Source organism: Bacteroides sp. AF32-8BH, from assembly GCF_003435205.1.
GTDB classification, from domain to species: domain Bacteria; phylum Bacteroidota; class Bacteroidia; order Bacteroidales; family Bacteroidaceae; genus Bacteroides; species Bacteroides ovatus.
The window spans coordinates 1-20,386 of sequence record NZ_QVLZ01000013.1 but is presented as its reverse complement, the minus strand read 5'-3'; the positions used below and the strand labels follow the sequence as shown (position 1 = coordinate 20,386).

Sequence of the window (20,386 nt, the reverse complement as noted above, 5' to 3'; positions counted from 1 at the left end):
TTATGTTCTATGCAACGCCAAGCAGTTCCACTTCGAAGATCAATGTCGAGTAAGCAGGAATAGAATCAAAAGATTTGATACCGTATCCCATTGCATAAGGAATATAAATAATCCATTTATCACCAACATGCATTTTCTGAAGTGCCACCTGCCACCCTTCTATTACATCACTAAGACGTAAGGCATCGGGACAAGTACGCTCATAAGAATTATCAAACACCCGACCATCAATCAGACTTCCTTTGTAATGCACGGTAACAATACTCCGCGCACCCGGAGAAATCGTACTTTCGCCAGTTTCCAAAACTTTGTAATAGATTCCACACGGCAACGCGAAAACACCTTCCTGAAAAGACAGTTTTTTCAAAAATCGCCGATTGGCCTCTTTGTATTCTTTCTTTTTCCCCATAAATAAATTGATTAAGAACTTGCAAAAATAATCAGAATAACAAAGGATTTAGCATAAAAACTGTATATTTGTTTGTTGAACTATAAAAAACTTCTCACTATGGGACAAACAAAGACTACACGTAGCATCAGTGCTACCGGACTATTCTTACTTATCATGATGACTGTGGGCCTATATTCATGCACACGCACTCAAAAAGACATCATTCCTTCTGCCGATTATGCACCGTATGTAAATGCGTATACGGGAGGAGTCATCTCACAAAATTCGACCATACGTATAGAACTGACCCACGACCAACCCATGGTGGATATGAACAATGAGTTAAAAAACAACCCATTTAGTTTCTCACCTTCATTAAAAGGAAAAGCATATTGGGTTAGCAACAATACCATTGAATTTGTACCCGAAGAAGGAGCGCTGAAACCGGGAACACTTTACGAAGGAACTTTCCGACTCGGAGACTTCATCGAAGTGGACAAAAAGCTGAAAGAGTTCAACTTCTCATTCCGTGTACAGGAACGTAACTTCACCCTGCAACTGGAATCATTGCCGATTACAGCTACCCAACCGAATGAAATAAATATTAAAGGAGAGATACGTTTCAGCGACGTAGTGAAAAAGGAAGAGGTAGAAAAGATGCTGACTGCCAGTGACGGAAAAAAGAGTTATCCGGTGGAAGTCACCGCAACCGACAATCATACCCGGTATTTGTTTAGTATCAGACAAATCCCCAGAGAAGCTGATGATTACCCCTTGACTATCACAGCCAACGGCAACGCAGCCGGCATCGACCGTAAACAAAGCGAAGAAGTACTGATACCGGCGAAAGATTGTTTCCGTTTCATGTCTGCCGAACGCATCGACCAACCGGAAAATGGAATCGAGATTGTTTTCTCCGCTCCCTTATCCACTACTCAAGATTTAAAAGGACTGATTGAGATCCCGGAAATCTCCTCATCGATCTTCCAAATCAGTGAGAACAGAGTTTTTATCTATTTCGAAGCAAACACACAGAACAAACTGACGTTGAATATCCATGAAGGAGTCAAAGACAGTCAAGGTAAAGCGTTGGGAACTTCTCATACGATCTCATTCAGTGAAGTAAGTCTGAAGCCACAAGTGGAAATGTCTACTACCGCCGCTATCCTGCCCGATTCGAAAAGTCTGATTATTCCTTTCAGGGCTGTCAACCTATACGCTGTGGATTTGAGCGTGATCCGCATTTTCGAGAACAATGTATTAATGTTTATGCAAACCAATTCATTGGCCTCGGCCAATGAGCTACGCCGTTCGGGAAGACTGGTTTACAAGAAAACGTTATGGCTTGCCAAAGATGCTTCCAAAGACATTCATCATTGGGGAGATTACTCGATAGACCTTGCCGGATTAATCCACCAGGAACCGGGTGCCATCTATCGTGTCATACTTTCATTTCGTCAGGAATACTCCGCTTATCCTTGTGGAGGAGGCGAGAATCAGGATATGAAATTCGCCGACAGCAGCACCTCCGACGGGCTGACCAAAGTAAGTGGAAGTGTTTTGTCCGAAGAAGATGAAGCAATCTGGAATACCCCCGAAGCCTACTATTATTACAATGGCGGAACAATGGACTGGAGTGTGTACCGATGGACGGAACGCGACAACCCCTGCCATCCGTCTTATTATATGGATTCAGACCGGGCAGCTGCCTGCAACGTTTTTGCTTCCAACCTGGGAATGATTGTAAAACGGAACTCACTGAATAAACTGTGGATTGCCGTTAGTAATATTTTGGATACAAAACCGATAGGGAAAGCACAGGTAACAGCGTATAATTTCCAGTTACAACCCATAGGGAAAGGAGAAACCAATGGAGAAGGATTCGTTGAAATCACTCCGAACGGTGTGCCTTTCATTATCGTGGCAGAATCGGACAAGCAAAAAGCGTACGTCCGCGTTGTGGACGGTGAAGAACAGTCCGTCAGCAGATTCGACGTGGGAGGAAAAGATATTCAAAAGGGACTGAAAGGATTTATATATGGCGAAAGAGGAGTATGGCGCCCGGGAGACACGCTGCACATTTCCTTTATATTGGAAGACCGCGAAAAGAGAATCCCCGACAAGCACCCCGTAGCACTGGAGATTTACAATCCGAGAGGACAGTTCTACACGAAAATGATTTCAACACAAGGAATGAACGGATTCTATACATTCGACGTTCCGACACAGACAACAGACCCGACCGGACTTTGGAATGCGTATATTAAGGTGGGAGGAACCACCTTCCACAAAGGTCTGCGTATCGAAACCATAAAGCCCAACCGCTTGAAAATAAATCTGGCATTGCCGAAGGTTCTTCAAGCCACGGACAAGGATTTCTATGCCCCACTCACTTCAACCTGGCTGACAGGAGCAACTGCCTCCAAACTGAAAGCCAAAGTAGAAATGTCTTTATCGAAAGTGAATACACAGTTCAAGAATTACGGACAATATATCTTTAACAATCCGGCTACGGATTTCACGACTATCAAAACCGATATATTTGATGGCACACTGGATGCAGAAGGAAAAGCAAGCGTCACGCTGAAAGTTCCGACCGCAACGGAAGCACCGGGTATGCTGAACGCCACCTTCACCACCCGCGTGTTCGAACCGGGAGGAGATGCCAGCATCTACACTCAAACAATTCCATTCTCACCATTCACCTCTTATGTCGGTATCAATCTGAACCAGCCAAAAGGCAAATATATTGAAACTGACAAAGATCATGTATTCGATATTGTAACTGTAAACACGCAGGGACAGTTAGTGAACAGTTCTAATCTGGAATACAAAATATACCGCATCGGCTGGAGTTGGTGGTGGGAAAACAGCGGTGAATCTTTCGGAACGTATATCAACAATAGTTCCATCACTCCTGTTGCCAGCGGCAATTTACAGACAAGAGGCGGAAAAGCATCTTTCAAATTCCGTATCGATTATCCGTCATGGGGACGCTACCTGGTTTACGTGAAAGATAAAGAGAGTGGACATGCCACCGGAGGTACAGTTTATGTTGACTGGCCGGAATGGCGGGGACGTTCGAGCAAGACTGATCCTAGCGGTATCAAAATGCTTGCTTTCTCGCTGAACAAAGATTCTTATGAAATAGGAGAAACAGCCACAGCAATCATTCCTGCAGCAGCGGGAGGACGTGCACTGGTATCCATAGAAAACGGTTCTACCGTATTACGACAAGAATGGATAGAGGTTTCCAACGGAGGAGATACGAAATATACATTCAAGATTACACCGGAGATGACTCCGAATGTATATCTGCATATCAGTCTGTTACAGCCTCACGCGCAAACAGTCAATGACCTGCCTATCCGTATGTACGGCGTTGTTCCGGTATTCGTGACTAACAGTCAGACGGTGTTGCAACCGCAGATACAGATGCCGGAAGTGTTACGCCCGGAAACCAACTTCAATGTGACCGTCAGCGAAAAAACCGGAAAACCGATGACTTATACATTAGCTATTGTAGACGACGGTTTGCTGGATCTTACCAATTTCAAGACCCCGGATCCATGGAATGATTTCTATTCACGCGAAGCACTCGGCATCCGGACATGGGATATGTATGATAATGTATTGGGAGCTTCCGCCGGAAGTTACAGTTCACTTTTCAGTACAGGTGGAGACGCGACATTGAAGCCTGCCGATGCAAAAGCAAACCGCTTCAAACCAGTAGTCAAGTTTATAGGTCCTTTCTATCTGGGAAAAGGTAAGAGCCAGACACATACGCTGAAACTTCCGATGTATGTAGGTTCGGTACGTGCCATGGTAGTTGCCGGACAAGAGGGAGCGTACGGCAATGCGGAAAAAACGGCTTTCGTACGGACTCCGTTAATGATGTTGTCCACCTTGCCCCGTGTGCTTAGTATTCAGGAAGAAATCACCGTTCCGGTAAATATCTTTGCGATGGAAAATCAAGTGAAGAATGTAACCGTATCACTTCAGGCGTCCGGTGGAGGAGTACAGATTGTAGGGGCCAATCAACAGTCGCTCAAATTTAGCCAACCGAGTGACCAGCTCGTGTTCTTTACCTTAAAAACAGGTAGTAAAACAGGAAAGGCTACCATCCATCTGACAGCCAATGGTGGCGGACAACAAACTAAAGAAACCATTGAAATAGAAGTACGCAACCCGAATCCGGTAGTAACCCTGCGCAACAGTCAATGGGTAGAAGCCGGACAAAGCAAAGAACTTTCATACAATCTAAGCAGTTCTTCTGCAAATAACCAGATAAAGCTGGAAGTATCACGCATACCTTCGGTTGATATCAGCCGCCGGTTCGACTTCTTATACAACTATCAGCATCATTGTACGGAACAGTTGACTTCCAAGGCTTTGCCTCTTCTGTTTGTCGGCCAATTCAAAACAATAGATAAGATAGAAGCCGAAAAGATAAAGACAAATGTACAGGAAGCTATCCGGCAGATTTATGGTCGTCAACTCCCCAATGGCGGATTTGTATATTGGCCGGGAAATGCTGTTGCCGACGAATGGATCAGTTCTTATGCAGGAATGTTCCTGACACTGGCACAAGAAAAAGGATACGCCGTTCATTCGAATGTACTGAACAAGTGGAAGCGTTTTCAACGTGCTGCCGCACAGAACTGGCGGATGCCGCAGGATGCAAGCGGCTGGCAACAATGGCAGTCGGAATTGCAACAGGCTTTCCGTTTATATACGCTTGCATTGGCAGGAGCACCGGAATATGGGGCCATGAACCGGATGAAAGAACAGGCAGGATTATCCATTCAGGCTAAATGGAGACTGGCAGCAACCTATGCACTGACCGGAAAGATGAAACCGGCTGAAGAACTGGTGTATAATGCGGAAACAACAGTAAGCCCCTACTCTTCCATGAATCAGATTTACGGTTCCTCCGACCGTGATGAAGCTATGATTCTGGAAACACTGATCCTGATGAACCGGGAACGGGATGCTTTGCAGCAGGCAAAAGTCGTTTCAAAGAATCTGTCACAAGAGGAGTGGTTCAGTACACAATCCACCGCTTTTGCTCTTATGGCAATGGGACGTCTGGCTGAAAAGCTATCAGGCACACTGGATTTCGTATGGACATGGAACGACAAACAACAACCTGCCGTGAAATCGGCTAAAGCTGTGTTTGAAAAGGAAATCGCCACCACTCCCAAATCCGGTATGATTGCTGTGAAGAATCAAGGAAAAGGAGCGCTTAGCGTAGACCTTATCACACGCACACAGTTGTTGAACGATACATTACCGGCCATCAGCGACAATCTTCGCATGGATATAAGATATGCCAACCTGAACGGTACACCAATCTCTGTCAATGATATTATACAGGGAACTGACTTTATGGCTATCACTTCCATATCCAATATTAGCGGAACTTCCGATTACACCAATCTGGCACTGACGCATATCATACCGTCCGGTTGGGAAATATACAACGAAAGAATGGTTGCCCCCGAAACGGAAAGCGGAGCAGCCGACGGTTCCGGTAAATCCGTCAGCAAATATAATTATCTGGATATACGCGATGACAGGGTATTAACTTATTTCAATTTGCGTCGTGGTGAAACAAAAGTATTCACTGTCAGACTGCAAGCGACTTATGCAGGTAACTTTATTCTTCCTGCCGTTCAATGTGAAGCAATGTATGATGTAAACGTACAGGCACGCAGCAAAGCGGGAAGAACAACTGTCAGTCAATAGCTCTTAACATTTAAATGAATCCTATATATAAATTCTTCAAACGATTATCTGTTACTAAGAAAGTAATGACAATAAGCATTGCTCTTTTGATGATAGGATACATCTTTTGCCTTCCCCGGCAACTGTTTCATGTACCCTACTCCACCGTTGTGACTGATCGAAACGAAGAATTACTGGGAGCACGTATCGCTTCGGATGGTCAATGGCGGTTTCCTCCCCGAAAGACAACACCCGAGAAAATCAAACAATGCCTTATTACCTTTGAAGATAAACACTTTTACCACCATTGGGGAGTTAATCCGCTATCTACCGGAAGGGCACTCTATCAGAATTTAAAGAATAAACGTGTTGTAAGCGGAGGCAGTACCCTTACTATGCAGACCATTCGTCTCGCCCGAAACAAACCCAGAACTATCGGAGAGAAAGTCATCGAAATGATCTGGGCTACCCGTTTGGAGTTCCGGACTTCCAAAGAGGAAATCTTATCCATGTATGTCTCCCATGCACCATTCGGAGGAAATGTAGTAGGACTGGATGCTGCTGCCTGGCGCTACTTCGGTCATTCTGCCGAAGATTTATCATGGGCGGAATCAGCCATGCTGGCCGTCCTACCCAATGCCCCCGCCATGATTCATCTATCCAAAGGACGAAAAACACTACTTTCCAAACGCAACCGTTTATTAAAACAACTTTTTGAAGAAGAGATTATTGATGCGTCCACCTATGAATTGGCTATCAGCGAACCGTTACCCGACGAACCACATCCTCTTCCTCAAATAGCCCCCCACCTGGTTACCCGCTTTTATCAAGAAAGAAACGGATTATATACCCGCTCAACCATCGATAAAGGAATACAAACCCATATAGAGAGTTTGGCGGAACGGTGGAGCAATGAATTTAATCGAAGTGATATCCGTAACCTGGCTATCCTAATTATAGACATTCCCACCAATCAAGTGGTAGCATACTGCGGAAATGTACATTTCGACCGTAAGCAAGGGGGGAATCAAGTAGACGTGATTCAAGCTCCCAGAAGTACAGGCAGTATTTTAAAACCCTTTCTCTATGGTGCCATGCTACAGGAGGGAAGTCTATTACCGCAAATGCTGTTACCGGACGTACCCGTTAATATCAATGGCTTTACTCCACAAAACTTCAGCCTGCAGTTTGAAGGAGCCGTCCCCGCTTCCGAAGCTCTTGCCCGCTCATTGAATATCCCGGCTGTCACCATGTTACAAAGATATGGAGTACCCAAATTTCATCACATGCTGCAACAAATGGGGTTCAAGACTATCAACCGATCAGCCTCCCATTATGGATTATCACTCATTTTAGGAGGTGCCGAAGCTACTTTATGGGATGTGACGAATGCTTATGCACAAATGGGACGAAGCCTCTCCAACAGTCATTCCAACGACCTTCCCCAAGAAAAGGAAGTGCAGATACTACTGGGAACAGAAGAAAAGACTGTTTCGGAAAGAGATGGTTCAAGAAAAGTTACTTCAGGAAAGATCATTTCAAGAAAAACAACTTCGAGAAAGGATATATCAGAAGGAGTTATTTCAGAAGGAGTCATTTCGGCAGGAGCGGCCTGGCTCACCCTTTCCGCCTTAACAGAAGTCAACCGCCCTGAAGAAATTGACTGGAAATCAATCCCCTCGATGCAGACTATCGCATGGAAGACCGGAACGAGTTACGGATTCCGTGACGCCTGGGCCGTTGGCGTGACTCCCCGTTATGCAGTAGGCGTATGGGTAGGAAATGCAACCGGAGAAGGAAAACCCGGATTGGTCGGTGCACAGACAGCCGGTCCCGTATTATTCGATATATTCAATTATCTCCCATCTTCACCCTGGTTCGAACGTCCCACAGGAATTTTCGTTGATGCAGAAATATGCCGTCAATCCGGTCATCTGAAAGGACGTTTCTGTGAAGAAACCGACACTGTACTGATCCTTCCCGTCGGATTACGGACGGAGGCTTGTCCTTACCATCATCTCGTCACACTATCCGCCGACGAAAGCCACCGCATCTATGAAAACTGTGCAAATACGGAACCTACCATTCAGAAATCATGGTTTGCCCTGCCGCCCGTATGGGAATGGTACTATAAACAACACCATCCAGAATATAAACCGCTGCCACCTTTCAAAGCCGGCTGCGGAGAAGATTCTTTCCAACCCATGCAGTTCATCTATCCTCCGATGAACGCCCACATCAAGCTGCCCAAGCAACTGGATGGCAGCAAAGGCTTTATCACGGTGGAACTGGCACACAGCAATCCCAATGCCACTATCTTCTGGCATCTCGACGACACCTATCAGACACAGACACAGGATTTCCACAAAATTTCCCTGCAACCTGCTCCCGGCAAACATTCCCTGACGGCAGTAGACGGAGAAGGCAACACAGTTTCCACCACTTTCTTCATCGAATAAACATCTTATTTTATTATCTTTGCCGCATGAAACAGCCATTAAAAGAAAACGGGGGACTACCGGCATCTATCCTCTGGACACTTGCTATTGTGGCCGGTGTCTCGGTAGCCAACATCTATTATATTCAACCCCTATTAAATATGATACGCCATGAACTTGGCATATCAGAGTTCAGAACTAACCTGATTGCCATGGTCACGCAAATAGGCTATGCGGCAGGATTGTTGTTTATCACCCCTCTGGGAGATTTATATCAGCGTAAGAAAATCATCCTGGTCAACTTCACCGTTCTGATATTCTCCCTATTGACTATCGCCCTGACGCACAATTTTCATTTGATACTTATCGCTTCATTCCTCACGGGAGTTTGTTCGATGATTCCACAAATATTCATTCCGATAGCCGCCCAGTTCTCCCGTCCGGAAAATAAAGGCAGAAATGTAGGGATTGTCTTATCAGGACTATTGACCGGCATTCTGGCTTCACGTGTCGTCAGCGGATTTATCGGTGAACTGATTGGCTGGCGGGAAATGTATCACATCGCTGCAGGCATGATGTTTATCTGCGCAATCGTTGTATTAAAAGTCCTTCCTGACATTCAGACCAACTTTCAGGGAAAGTATAGCGGCCTGATGAAATCTCTGTTAGCCTTAGTGAAAGAATACCCGCAACTGCGCATTTATTCGATCCGGGCGGCACTGAATTTCGGTTCCCTCCTCGCCATGTGGTCCTGTCTGGCTTTTAAAATGGGACAAGCCCCGTTCTTCGCCAACAGCGACGTAATCGGTATGCTGGGACTTTGCGGAGTGGCCGGAGCATTGACTGCTTCTTTCGTAGGAAGATATGTAAAGCAAGTAGGTGTACGCCGCTTTAACTTTATCGGTTGCGGATTGATTCTCTTTGCCTGGTTACTGTTCTTCATCGGTGAAAACACTTTTATTGGTATCATTGCCGGAATCATCATCATTGACATAGGGATGCAATGCATCCAACTTAGCAACCAAACAAGTATCTTCGAACTAGACCCGCGCGCTTCGAACCGTATCAATACAGTTTTCATGACTACTTACTTTATTGGCGGTTCAATGGGAACATTTCTGGCGGGCAGCTTTTGGCAACTGTATGGTTGGCACGGAGTTATCGGTACCGGAGTCGTTTTAACCGGAATTTCTTTATTAATTACGACTTTCTACAAGAAGTGAGTCAACAAAACGGACGGTCAAACCGTTTATTACAATAAAAAAGCCAATGAAATACGGAGTTAACAGACAAATCTTACTTATCACAGCCGGCACCGTCTGGATTATAGCCGGTGCGAATATTCTGCGAATAGGAATTGTAACCTGGTTAAACACCTCCCAAGATTGGATGTTCAAAATAGGAGAAGCCACCGTCGTTTTCTTGTTATTCTTCGTTCTGGTGTTCAGAAGACTTTATTATAAACATACCCAACGAATCGAACAAAAGAAAGAACACAAAAATTGCCCGTTCTCCTTTTTCGATGTGAAAAGCTGGATTACAATGATCTTCATGATTTCTCTGGGAATTACTATACGTAGCTTCCATCTTCTGCCCGAAACGTTCATTTCTGTTTTCTATACCGGATTATCCATTGCCCTCATCCTGACAGGGGTACTTTTCATCCGTTACTGGTGGATAAGGCGTAAGACTTTCGCTAATTAAGCCGGTCTTATACATATTCCAATCAAATACAAACTTATAATAATTTTTATTGCCTGACGTTTTGAAGCAAAAGATTTCATTCTTTTTTGTTGTATCTTTGCGCGGCTATAAACAAAACAGTAGCCGAAAAACAAATAAAAGGTTATAAGAATCAACATGAAGAAAGCCCCCTCTCCCTTTGTATCATTGATGCCGATCATTGTACTGGTGTTATTATTGTTTGCCACTATCCGCACATTTGGCAGTGATGCCCTAAGCGGCGGAAGCCAAGTGTCACTACTCACCACTACAGCTATTTGTATCCTTATCGGTATGGTGTTTTATAAAATTCCCTGGAAAGATTACGAGCTTGCCATAACCAACAATATTGCCGGAGTGGCAACAGCCATTATTATTCTATTGATAATCGGTGCGTTGAGCGGGATCTGGATGATTAGTGGAGTAGTGCCTACGCTAATCTACTACGGGATGCAAATTATCCATCCCAGTTTCTTCCTGGCATCTACCTGCATCATCTGCGCATTGATTTCCGTTATGACCGGAAGTTCGTGGACTACCATTGCTACCATCGGTATCGCCCTGATGGGTATCGGAAAGGCGCAAGGTTTTGAAGACGGCTGGATTGCCGGAGCCATTATTTCAGGAGCATACTTCGGAGATAAAATATCTCCTTTATCCGAAACCACCATCCTGGCCTCTTCTATCACAGACACTCCCTTGTTCCGTCACATCCGTTACATGATGATTACTACGGTTCCATCTCTTGTCATTACACTAATTATTTTCACCGTAGCAGGATTCTCTCATGATGCCAACAATACACAACACATCGCAGAAGTGGCAACAGCTCTGAATGAAAAGTTTCATATCACTCCGTGGCTGCTGATAGTTCCCGTAGCAACCGGGATATTGATAGCGAAGAAAGTGCCGTCTATCGTTACGCTGTTCCTGTCTACCCTGCTGGCTGCTGTTTTTGCTTTGATCTTTCAGCCGGATTTGTTGGAAGAAATTTCAGGAATTGCCGCTTCCGGATTCGATTCACTGTTTAAAGGACTGATGATGACTATCTACGGAGAGACAAATTTGCACACGGATAATGCCGTTCTGACAGATTTAATTGCCACACGCGGCATGTCAGGAATGATGAATACGATTTGGCTGATACTATGTGCCATGTGTTTCGGCGGAGCAATGACAGCAAGCGGTATGGTGGGAAGTATCACTTCCATCTTTGTGCGCTTTATGAAGAAAACAGTCAGCGTGGTCAGTGCGACGGTTTGTTCCGGTCTATTTCTTAATCTGACCACTGCCGACCAATATATCAGTATTATTCTGACGGGAAATATGTTTCGCGATATTTATGCCAAGAAAGGATATGAAAGTTGCTTACTAAGCCGTACCACGGAAGATGCAGTAACCGTTACATCCGTATTGATCCCGTGGAACAGCTGTGGAATGACTCAAGCCACTATCTTGAGTGTACCCACACTTGTGTATCTCCCTTATTGTTTTTTCAACATTATCAGTCCTTTAATGAGTATCACCGTGGCAGCCATCGGATATAAAATTACACGACGTTCGTGAACAATCTGGCATACACTTTGTTTTTGCAATAAACGAACAACATATTAAACCTAAACAAAAAAAAGTTATGAAAAAGTTTATTGCATTAGTAGCATTAGTATTAGTGAGTGCAAGCACAATGATGTATGCACAAGAAAGTAACGCAGCAGCACGCCGCGCAGAAAGAAAAGCTCAAAGAGATGCAGAGAGAGCGAAACTCCGTGCCGAAGAAGAGGTGCAGGACATGGCAGCCTATCAACAAGCTGTACAGGCTTTGAAAAACAAGCAATTTGTATTGGAAGCTAATCAGGTTGTCTTCCGCAACGGTATGAGTGCTTTTGTTACTTCAAATACCAACTTCGTCCTGATGAACGGCAACAGAGCTACCGTACAGACTGCTTTCAACACTCCTTACCCAGGTCCTAACGGAATCGGTGGTGTTACAGTAGATGGTAATTCTTCGGATATGAAGATGAATATCGACAAAAAAGGAAATGTGAACTGTTCATTCAGTGTTCAGGGTATCGGCATCTCCGCTCAAGTATTTATTAATATGAGCAGCGGAAACAATACAGCTTCGGTTAGTATCAGCCCGAACTTCAGCAACAATAACCTGACATTGAACGGAAATATCGTTCCGCTTGACCAGTCAAATATCTTCAAGGGACGTTCCTGGTAATCCGGATACAAGAATCTTATCATAACTCCGCTACAAATTGCGCAAAATGCGTACATTTGTAGCGGAGTTTTTTTTATTCATCATTGCTTATGAGAGAATTTATCATCGCAGACAATCAGGATATCAGTAAGGCGGGAATGATGTTTCTGCTAAGTAAACAGAAGGAAGTATCCCTCCTTTTAGAAGCTGATAGTAAGGCTGAACTGATTCAGCAGTTACGATTGCATCCGCAAGCGGTGATTGTATTGGATTATACATTGTTCAATTTTGCCGGGGCGGATGAGTTGATTGTCTTGCAGGAAAGATTCAAGGAAGCCGACTGGATTCTTTTCTCTGACGAACTAAGCCTGAACTTTCTCCGTCAGGTATTATTCAGCAGCATGGCTTTCGGAGTAGTGATGAAAGATAACTCAAAAGAAGAAATCATGACTGCCATTCAATGCGCCACCCGCAAACAACGGTATATATGCAACCATGTCAGCAATCTGCTGCTTTCGGGAGCTTCTTCTCCGCTGGCAATGTCAAGCATGGACGACCATTTGCTGACGCAGACAGAAAAGAATATCCTAAAAGAAATTGCATTAGGGAAAACGACGAAAGAGATTGCTGCAGAGAAAAATCTTAGTTTCCATACGATCAACAGCCATCGTAAGAATATCTTTCGCAAATTGGGGGTGAATAATGTGCACGAGGCTACTAAATATGCGATGAGGGCAGGAATTGTGGATTTAGCGGAATATTACATCTGATATATTGCTATTCACCGATCTCTACCACCCTAAGGAAACAAGTTAGCAGATGATCTCACCGCTTCCCACGCAAACTTTCGCCTCTTCATCATAAATCACCCCAAACTGTCCCGGAGCAATGCCTTGTAGCTTTTCAGAGGACAAAATATAGAATTGCTTCTCCCCTTCCTGTATCAGTTTTCCTTTGGTAAAGTCGGGAGTGTGGCGAATCTTGAAAGTGATGTCTATCTCCTTCTCCTGCCCTTTCCAGGGATTATCAGTAATGAAATGGAAATCATGCATCCGGAATTCATTGCCGTACTGTGTTTCCACACCGTAGCCACGAGATACATAGATGGTATTTTCCTCAATATCCTTCTTGACTACAAACCAGGGACCACCACTCAATCCGAGCCCTTTACGCTGGCCGATTGTGTGAAACCAATAGCCGCGATGTGTACCCAATTTCTTTCCGGTTTCCAATTCAATAATCACCCCTTCCTTTTCTCCTAAAAAGCGACGGACAAAATCATTGTAGTTTATCTTTCCGAGAAAACAGATACCCTGACTATCTTTCCTTCTGGCACTCGGCAATCCGGCTTTATTGGCAATCTCACGTACTTCCTGTTTCATCAAACCTCCAATGGGAAACATGAGTTTGGAAACTTGCAGATAATCAATCTGTGCAAGAAAGTCTGTCTGGTCTTTCACAGGGTCTTTCGCTGTACCCAACCAAGTTTTACCGTTGCGTTGCAAGGTGGTGGCATAATGACCGGTTGCCGTAAAGTCGAAGTCTTTCCCGACTCGCTGTTCAAAGCAGCCGAATTTGATAAGCTTATTACACATCACATCCGGATTAGGCGTCAGTCCCTGCCGGATTTTATCAATGGCATAGGATGCCACATTCTCCCAATACTCCTGATGCAAATCCACCACCTCCAAAGACAGACCGTACTTACGTGCCGTAGCAGTAGATAATTCAATATCTTCCTCTGCCGAACAGTCCATATATTCCGCTCCGTCCATGCCTATCTTAATATAAAAAAGAGTGGGCTTATATCCTTGCTCACAAAGGAGATGTACAACAACCGAACTGTCGACACCTCCCGATAATAATGCAGCTATATCCATGAATAATGATTCGTCTATTAATAACGTTCTATATGTAAGCTAATACCTATTAAAAATTTCTATGCTACAAAGATAAGGCAAGAATCTCTAACAGCCAATCACATATTGAAGGCATTTTTATACCATAAATGTGGTAGATAAGCAAAGTATTTCCTACATTTGCACAGTAAAAAGCTTTTTATGATGACGAAATTAAGAAAGATAATCCTCATACCTGCCCTGATCCTCGTATCTATCAGTGGTTTCTTCTCCTGTGGCGTCGACCGCTGGCCGGAGTATGCCCATCAAACTGCACTGGATACATGGATGTACGACATCATGCAACAGAACTATCTGTGGTATCAAGATCTACCTTCCTACGATGATGTGAATCTGTTTTTGGAACCTGCCTCGTTCTTGTCTAAAGTGAAATCGAAAAGCGACAGTTACTCGTTTGTAGATTCTGTGATGGAAACTCCCCTACCTACCTATGGATTTGATTATTCACTAGTTCGAAGTGCGGATATTGATACAGCTTATAATGCGTTAATTACTTACGTCATTCCCGGTTCACCGGCAGAAGCGGCCGGATTGGTGCGCGGTGACTGGATTATGAAAGTCGATACTTCTTACATCAGCAAAAAATACGAGACTCAATTACTGCAAGGGACCAAAGCCCGAGATTTAGTGATGGGAGTATGGAAAGAAGTTCCTGTTGAGCCGGCAGAGGGGGAAGAAGAAGTAGAAGAAGAATTTGTATACAAAGTAGTACCTAATGGCATAACATTAAAACTACCTGCGGCACGATCCGTTGAAGATAATCCGATACATAAGACCAAAATACTTACAGTAAAAGAAAATAATAGAGATATCAAAGTAGGGTATCTCATGTACAGTAGTTTCACAGCCGGCACCAACAGTGATCCGGACAAGTACAATAACGAACTGCGACAAATTTCACAAGAATTCAAGACAGCAGGCGTAAAATATGTTATACTTGACTTACGTTATAACGCCGGTGGTTCATTGGATTGCATTCAGCTATTAGGTACAATTTTGACTTCAGAAGTACGATTAAATAAGCCGATGGCCTATCTGGAGTATAATAATAAAAACAGGGACAAGGATGCCACCATCAACTTTGATAGTGAAATATTAAAGAGCGGTGTTAATTTAGACCTGCCCGGTCTGTTTGCTATCACAAGCAGTACAACAGCTGGAGCACCGGAAATGTTAATCAGAAGTCTCTTCCTGAAAGACAGCTATCCTGTCGTAACCATCGGTGGTGTCACAAAAGGACAAAACGTAGCAACAGAACAATTCATTAATGAAGAATTTCTGTGGTCAGTCAACCCGGTAGTATGTACTGTTTATGATTCCAATCACGATGCCGGAGGAGCTATCTCACCTGCAACAGATCTTAAAATCAGTGAAACGACCATTGATGGAGTTACTAATTACAGTGAGTTTCTGCCATTCGGTGATCCAAATGAAAGATTATTAAAAGTAGCCATCGGTGTTATAGAAGGCACTTATCCCCCGGAAAAAGAAGAAGATACAACTACAAAAGCACAATTCAAGATTGAGAAAAGTGTTATTAGTCCCGCAAGTAGGCGGTTTGTCGGTGGTGGCGGTCTAAAGATTAAATAGAAGCAAAGCAAGAACCAAATAGAATGAAAAGAAGTGCTCCCCAAAAGTTATATAAGAAACTTTTGGGGAGCACTTCTTTTCGTTTTTCACCACACTTCTTGTCAATAGCAGATTTACGCATCATTAACAAAAGAATCCCATTATTCCACCTTTTCAAAACAGACCGTCTGATTCTACTAAACAAAGCGTCGGTTTACATCTAACAAAGCATCGGTTTACACTTAACAGAGCGTATGATTTACCCTGATAAAACACCTGATTTACCGTCCCCCAGCAGCTAAAGAGTCTTTAGACCCGGGCTTACAACCGCTACAAGCCGGGGTGAGATTCTCCGTCACCGCAGCATACAACAAAAAAGGAGAAAGCTTCCGCTCCCTCCTTCTATCGTAGTTTAACCTCAATCTATTTTAGATTTTTCTCGGTTTGACTTAACCGATTGAGAAATAAACTTTTAGCGAATTATTTGAGAAATAGAGGTAACGATTTAGCAACTGTGCGAATTTCAGCGTTTTACATTGCTATGCTGTCAAATAACTCTTTCATTTGCAAATATAACATCTTTTTCCGAAAGTACGAACTTTCGGTGACAATTTTATAAAATCGACTTGCGAAAAAAGAAAATTATCGTGAATGGTCTAACTCTATATACCAGCCTTCCTTGACGGGCTTGTATAGCGTAGTGTCATTGTATGTCCTGCGGTAAATTTCGTTCAGGTCGCCGTGTTCGGTGATACGGATGTCACGGCGGCTTCTCAATTCGAGATCGTAAACGAAACTCTTGGATGTTCCCGCATCCACGATGCCGTGGGAGTAGTACAGCATAAATAAGCTCACATATACCGAATCTGCCGTTTCCTGCTCCCTGCGGTCAACAAGGACAAGACCGCATCCAATCTCTGACAACAAGGAGTCGAGTTGTATTCGGTCAGATCTTGATAACCCGTGTACCGGCGTGTCCTGCACTTGGTTCGGTTGGTAGGATATTTGTTCTGCCGAATCAAGGATGAGAATATCGCAGGGAGAGAGCGGCGGATAGTGAAAGCTTCCCTCCGAACTCTCCGCCATGATTTTGCGTATCTTGTCGAATGCCGCCTCGTGCGTGGCGAAGTGGCGTATCATTTCCTCGTCCGTCGGCGGCATGGGTGGCTCGCAGCTTACGACCGATGCAAGCGTTAAAAGTAGTATTATGATAACTATCTTCATCTCTGTTTAAGCCCCACCTTCACCATGCCATGTGCAGGTTTGGGTATTGTTATCATAGTTATGTTCTATCCATTGCCCCGATTTCTCGCCGTCAGTGTATTGTCCCTCGATAGTTATATAGGGTTTGCCGTCCCGTGTCGATTCCACACGATAAGAGCCGTCAAGTTTTCCGTTACGGTAGTGGCGTATTATCCTGCTGCGAAGCGTGCTCGCATCCTCGAAGATTTCCCACTCCTCGCCATCTTTTTTCCCGTCGATATAATGAGATTCAAAAATCTGCTCTCCTGTCTTGCTGTCAAAGCGGCGTTCCCGCCCGCTCTCCACACTCTGCTTATATTCCTTTTCGGCTTCTATTTTGCCGTTACGAAAATAGGTCTTTACAGTTCCGTCTATCTTGCCTTGCTGCATGGGTGTTTCCTTTCGGGGAGTAACGCCGTCTTGGTAATACTCCGTGAATGTGCTGTTACGCTTGCCTTTGGCATATATACCCGATTCACGCAGCACCCCATCACGATAGCGGCGATAATCACCGTTTATCATGCCATCGGAAAATTTAACACACTCCTCGTCAAGTCCTCGTATAATGCGATATTTTCCCCGTAACGGCTGTTTTCTGCCTTTTTTATAATAGACCGTGCGCCGTGAGTTATCTGTTATAGTCTGCAAATCGCTCCATTCTACGATTTGTTGTGCGGAAACCGTGCCACACAATAGTAAAAAGATGTATAGTGCCAATATTCTATTCATTGTATTTTTTGTTTTTCAAGGTTGCGGCTAACACGTGGCTCAATCACCACGAAAAGCGATTGAGCCACACACCATTATCCGCATAAATCGAACTTGTTAGCCTCTTCACTTCTTCAACAAAGCGAAAAATTCCTCGTATCGCTCGAAAGATTCAAAGAATCCTGCATGCAATGTTATTTGTGTATCATCCGTCAAGAAGATTTCCAATTCTCCTTCTTCATCGTCATATTTAAGATGTTTTATATCCGATATTTTAAATATTTTGTCGGTTTTCTCCCCTTTCTTTATTATAGGATAGGTTACACTATCTGCATCGACAACGATTTTTCCTCCGTTCGCCGCCAAAGCACGGGCAAGACGAACCTTGTTCAATGTTATTACCAAGAGAACGAGTCCTCCGATTATAAAAACAATGGCAGTACTCGTAGGGCCAAGTATTCGGGTACTGCCTATTCTTATACCGAATGGATAAACGAGCGGCACGACAACCATACCGACTGATACAGCCAACATTGTAATGTTATCCTTGATAGGAGAGGCTGGAGCATAATTAAACGTTTTCATAATTCAAAAAAAAATGTAGAGTTAATAAATGTTTTTTAATAAAATATCACCATTTTATATAAGTCCAAGGGCTTTTGGTATCTGTCAGTAAATCTTCTGCCAATCCAATCATGTTGGTAGTTCCCATCGACAAAGTACGACCAAGAACATAACTATAAGCATAGTCTTTCCAATTGGTATAAACTTCTTTGGTCATCTCGTAAGCGGCATTGATACACTGCATACATTCTTCTTTTACAATGTACTCTTGCTCAAGGCAAAGTCTGCTGATAAAGTTTAATCTTCCTGCATCCCACGCAAGTACTCCGAGTTTGCCCATTTCTTCTTTGGATGCGACAATTCCAGCTTGTTCAATGTCCGGATATTTTTCCTCCATCGTTTCCAACTTTTCCAAACAGTCATTTCGGAAATCGGTGTGTTCTTTCAATTCTTCATTTTCATTAAGCCACTTCCTGCTTATATTACCCCCTCCTTGAAGAAAAGCCGTATAAGCATAGTGAAACATTGTTTGCGAGGGAGCTTGCGACAACCAATTCAAAGTTTCGATGGCACTATCCCTATCCGTTATACCAAAGTATTCACCTAAAATAACTTTACGAACAGAGGGAGTTACGCCAGTTTCGAATGTGTTCAATACACCTTGTTGTTGATATACATACAGATTGCCAAGACTTATCTTGCGTAAATCCGCTTCTGGCAAATGTGAATTTTCATCCACATTCAAACCATCCTGAAAGAAACTCTGCAATTTTGCAAGTCTTCCCCAAAGAGATGTCATGTCCATAGTACTATGTTTGTCTTTCCAGCTCCTTAAGACCTTTTTATTATTAAACCACGAAGCGTGGAACTGCAATGCCACGTCTTTGTTGAAGGTCGTAGGAAAAACCTAATGAGCAGATGTAGTAATAGCAGCCCACGCTATAGCGTGAGAACCACTATGCCATCCTTGCTCATTTTGAAAATTTCCTACGTTTTCAACAACAAGATAAGCATAACGCTTCTTTCTTTTCTAATATGTCTTGGACGGAGTTTCCCTAATCCAACCACAAAGGTAGTGAAAAGTTGTGATAATCACTTATGTTGCAATAGATTTATTTGCTCGCTGTATAAAATTGGAGCTTTACAGTTTCATACCCCTGCTTTTCCTTTGCTGCTGTATAGGTTGCCGTATGTTCTGCCTTAACTTCTCGAACTGTTCCTTGAACCACTCGGCAATGGGCTTTCGGTTGATGGCAAGAACCAATTTAGTCCCGTCCGTGGGGTCTTTCACGACTTGAACCCCTGCCCTTTCGGTCGTGAATTTCCGTCCGTGTTCCTCCGAGTAGAGTTCCCCCGCATACTCCAACGGCTTTCCCTTGACGAGCGTTGCGGTCTGCCTTTCATCGAACCCGACAAGGCGGCAGAGGTTTTCGATACGGAGCATTTCACGGAAATAGGGAAACCATGCCGCCGCCCTTGCGATTACCGTTTTCAGAAACGATATTTCCTGCTTGTGCCTTGTGTCCTTGTCTGCTATCTCCCTGCCGTGCTTTTGCTGCATTTCCCGTATCTCCCTGCTGTGGTCTGCCTGCATGGTCTGTATTCTGTCTTGCAGGGCTTCGATGGTTTCCTCGTGGTCGGCTACCTCCCTATGCAGGGCGGTGTTCTCTTTTTCCAATGTCTTGACCTTGTTGCTGCCGAAAAGAGAACCGACACTCTCGGCGATGTTGGTGGCTGCGGTGGTTGCCGCCCCTTTCAGCTTCTCGGTCTGTATTTCTTTTTTCGCCCGTCTTAGTTCCTCCCGTGCCATTTCTTTCTGCTGCTGCAAGTCCACCACTTCCGCTTTGAGATTGTCGGCGAGTTTCTGTATATCCCGATAATACTGCTGCGTGGACTTGTGGCG

General features: G+C 44.0%; 14 protein-coding genes and 1 pseudogene. 8 read left to right on the top strand and 7 right to left on the bottom strand.

Translation table 11 applies throughout. The annotated features are described in order from the left end of the window. Window positions 1-7: 7 nt before the first annotated feature. Window positions 8-409, bottom strand: coding sequence for an FKBP-type peptidyl-prolyl cis-trans isomerase (locus DWZ47_RS11070; protein WP_009000886.1), 402 nt, complete (start codon window positions 407-409; stop codon window positions 8-10). Between the two features lie 99 nt (window positions 410-508). Here DWZ47_RS11070 and DWZ47_RS11065 point away from each other — a divergent pair, with 99 nt between their 5' ends. The 7 genes from DWZ47_RS11065 (at window position 509) to DWZ47_RS11035 (ending at window position 13,251) form a co-directional block, all read left to right on the top strand. Next, window positions 509-6,139, top strand: a complete 5,631-nt coding sequence (locus DWZ47_RS11065; protein ID WP_117513162.1) for an alpha-2-macroglobulin family protein — start codon at window positions 509-511, stop codon at window positions 6,137-6,139. A gap of 14 nt (window positions 6,140-6,153) precedes the next feature. Further along, window positions 6,154-8,577: a penicillin-binding protein 1C gene (pbpC, locus tag DWZ47_RS11060; RefSeq protein ID WP_117513160.1), complete on the top strand. Its 2,424-nt coding sequence runs from the start codon at window positions 6,154-6,156 to the stop codon at window positions 8,575-8,577. A 26-nt stretch (window positions 8,578-8,603) separates the two neighbouring features. After that, on the top strand, window positions 8,604-9,779 hold the full coding sequence (locus DWZ47_RS11055) for an MFS transporter (RefSeq protein WP_004305938.1): 1,176 nt from the start codon (window positions 8,604-8,606) through the stop codon (window positions 9,777-9,779). Window positions 9,780-9,825: 46 nt separating this feature from the next. Continuing rightward, a complete protein-coding gene (locus DWZ47_RS11050; RefSeq protein WP_004305936.1) occupies window positions 9,826-10,260 on the top strand; it encodes a hypothetical protein in 435 nt (144 codons plus the stop codon). 156 nt (window positions 10,261-10,416) lie between these two features. Continuing rightward, window positions 10,417-11,844, top strand: a complete 1,428-nt coding sequence (gene nhaC, locus DWZ47_RS11045; protein WP_117513158.1) for a Na+/H+ antiporter NhaC — start codon at window positions 10,417-10,419, stop codon at window positions 11,842-11,844. 67 nt (window positions 11,845-11,911) lie between these two features. Then, window positions 11,912-12,502, top strand: coding sequence for a DUF4251 domain-containing protein (locus tag DWZ47_RS11040; protein WP_004305931.1), 591 nt, complete (start codon window positions 11,912-11,914; stop codon window positions 12,500-12,502). An 89-nt stretch (window positions 12,503-12,591) separates the two neighbouring features. Continuing rightward, window positions 12,592-13,251, top strand: coding sequence for a response regulator transcription factor (locus DWZ47_RS11035; RefSeq protein ID WP_052587863.1), 660 nt, complete (start codon window positions 12,592-12,594; stop codon window positions 13,249-13,251). A gap of 42 nt (window positions 13,252-13,293) precedes the next feature. On the opposite strand, the gene mnmA is transcribed toward DWZ47_RS11035, so the two are convergent. After that, window positions 13,294-14,361, bottom strand: a complete 1,068-nt coding sequence (mnmA, locus tag DWZ47_RS11030) for a tRNA 2-thiouridine(34) synthase MnmA (protein WP_117513157.1) — start codon at window positions 14,359-14,361, stop codon at window positions 13,294-13,296. A 180-nt stretch (window positions 14,362-14,541) separates the two neighbouring features. On the opposite strand from mnmA, the gene DWZ47_RS11025 reads away from it, so the two are divergent. Next, a complete protein-coding gene (locus DWZ47_RS11025) occupies window positions 14,542-15,990 on the top strand; it encodes a S41 family peptidase (protein WP_117513155.1) in 1,449 nt (482 codons plus the stop codon). A gap of 621 nt (window positions 15,991-16,611) precedes the next feature. Here DWZ47_RS11025 and DWZ47_RS11015 read toward each other — a convergent pair. From DWZ47_RS11015 to DWZ47_RS30940, 5 genes and pseudogenes are all read right to left on the bottom strand, one after another. Then, window positions 16,612-17,193: a DUF4948 family protein gene (locus DWZ47_RS11015; RefSeq protein ID WP_014774583.1), complete on the bottom strand. Its 582-nt coding sequence runs from the start codon at window positions 17,191-17,193 to the stop codon at window positions 16,612-16,614. 6 nt (window positions 17,194-17,199) lie between these two features. Then, window positions 17,200-17,940, bottom strand: a complete 741-nt coding sequence (locus DWZ47_RS11010; protein WP_008144979.1) for a toxin-antitoxin system YwqK family antitoxin — start codon at window positions 17,938-17,940, stop codon at window positions 17,200-17,202. Window positions 17,941-18,045: 105 nt separating this feature from the next. Then, window positions 18,046-18,504: a hypothetical protein gene (locus tag DWZ47_RS11005; protein WP_008765525.1), complete on the bottom strand. Its 459-nt coding sequence runs from the start codon at window positions 18,502-18,504 to the stop codon at window positions 18,046-18,048. Window positions 18,505-18,550: 46 nt separating this feature from the next. Further along, the gene (locus DWZ47_RS11000; protein ID WP_014774581.1) at window positions 18,551-19,288 is read right to left on the bottom strand and encodes a DUF1266 domain-containing protein; all 738 of its coding nucleotides are present in this window, start codon (window positions 19,286-19,288) and stop codon (window positions 18,551-18,553) included. A 336-nt stretch (window positions 19,289-19,624) separates the two neighbouring features. Further along, window positions 19,625-20,386 (bottom strand): annotated as a pseudogene (locus DWZ47_RS30940) (mobilization protein); the annotation flags it as partial.

Bases quoted from the DNA above. Each gene is read 5' to 3' on its own strand.
- DWZ47_RS11070 (WP_009000886.1), bottom strand. From the start codon at position 409: ATGGGGAAAAAGAAAGAATACAAAGAGGCCAATCGGCGATTTTTGAAA.
- DWZ47_RS11065 (WP_117513162.1), top strand. From the start codon at position 509: ATGGGACAAACAAAGACTACACGTAGCATCAGTGCTACCGGACTATTC.
- pbpC (WP_117513160.1), top strand. From the start codon at position 6,154: ATGAATCCTATATATAAATTCTTCAAACGATTATCTGTTACTAAGAAA.
- DWZ47_RS11055 (WP_004305938.1), top strand. From the start codon at position 8,604: ATGAAACAGCCATTAAAAGAAAACGGGGGACTACCGGCATCTATCCTC.
- DWZ47_RS11050 (WP_004305936.1), top strand. From the start codon at position 9,826: ATGAAATACGGAGTTAACAGACAAATCTTACTTATCACAGCCGGCACC.
- nhaC (WP_117513158.1), top strand. From the start codon at position 10,417: ATGAAGAAAGCCCCCTCTCCCTTTGTATCATTGATGCCGATCATTGTA.
- DWZ47_RS11040 (WP_004305931.1), top strand. From the start codon at position 11,912: ATGAAAAAGTTTATTGCATTAGTAGCATTAGTATTAGTGAGTGCAAGC.
- DWZ47_RS11035 (WP_052587863.1), top strand. From the start codon at position 12,592: ATGAGAGAATTTATCATCGCAGACAATCAGGATATCAGTAAGGCGGGA.
- mnmA (WP_117513157.1), bottom strand. From the start codon at position 14,361: ATGGATATAGCTGCATTATTATCGGGAGGTGTCGACAGTTCGGTTGTT.
- DWZ47_RS11025 (WP_117513155.1), top strand. From the start codon at position 14,542: ATGATGACGAAATTAAGAAAGATAATCCTCATACCTGCCCTGATCCTC.
- DWZ47_RS11015 (WP_014774583.1), bottom strand. From the start codon at position 17,193: ATGAAGATAGTTATCATAATACTACTTTTAACGCTTGCATCGGTCGTA.
- DWZ47_RS11010 (WP_008144979.1), bottom strand. From the start codon at position 17,940: ATGAATAGAATATTGGCACTATACATCTTTTTACTATTGTGTGGCACG.
- DWZ47_RS11005 (WP_008765525.1), bottom strand. From the start codon at position 18,504: ATGAAAACGTTTAATTATGCTCCAGCCTCTCCTATCAAGGATAACATT.
- DWZ47_RS11000 (WP_014774581.1), bottom strand. From the start codon at position 19,288: ATGGACATGACATCTCTTTGGGGAAGACTTGCAAAATTGCAGAGTTTC.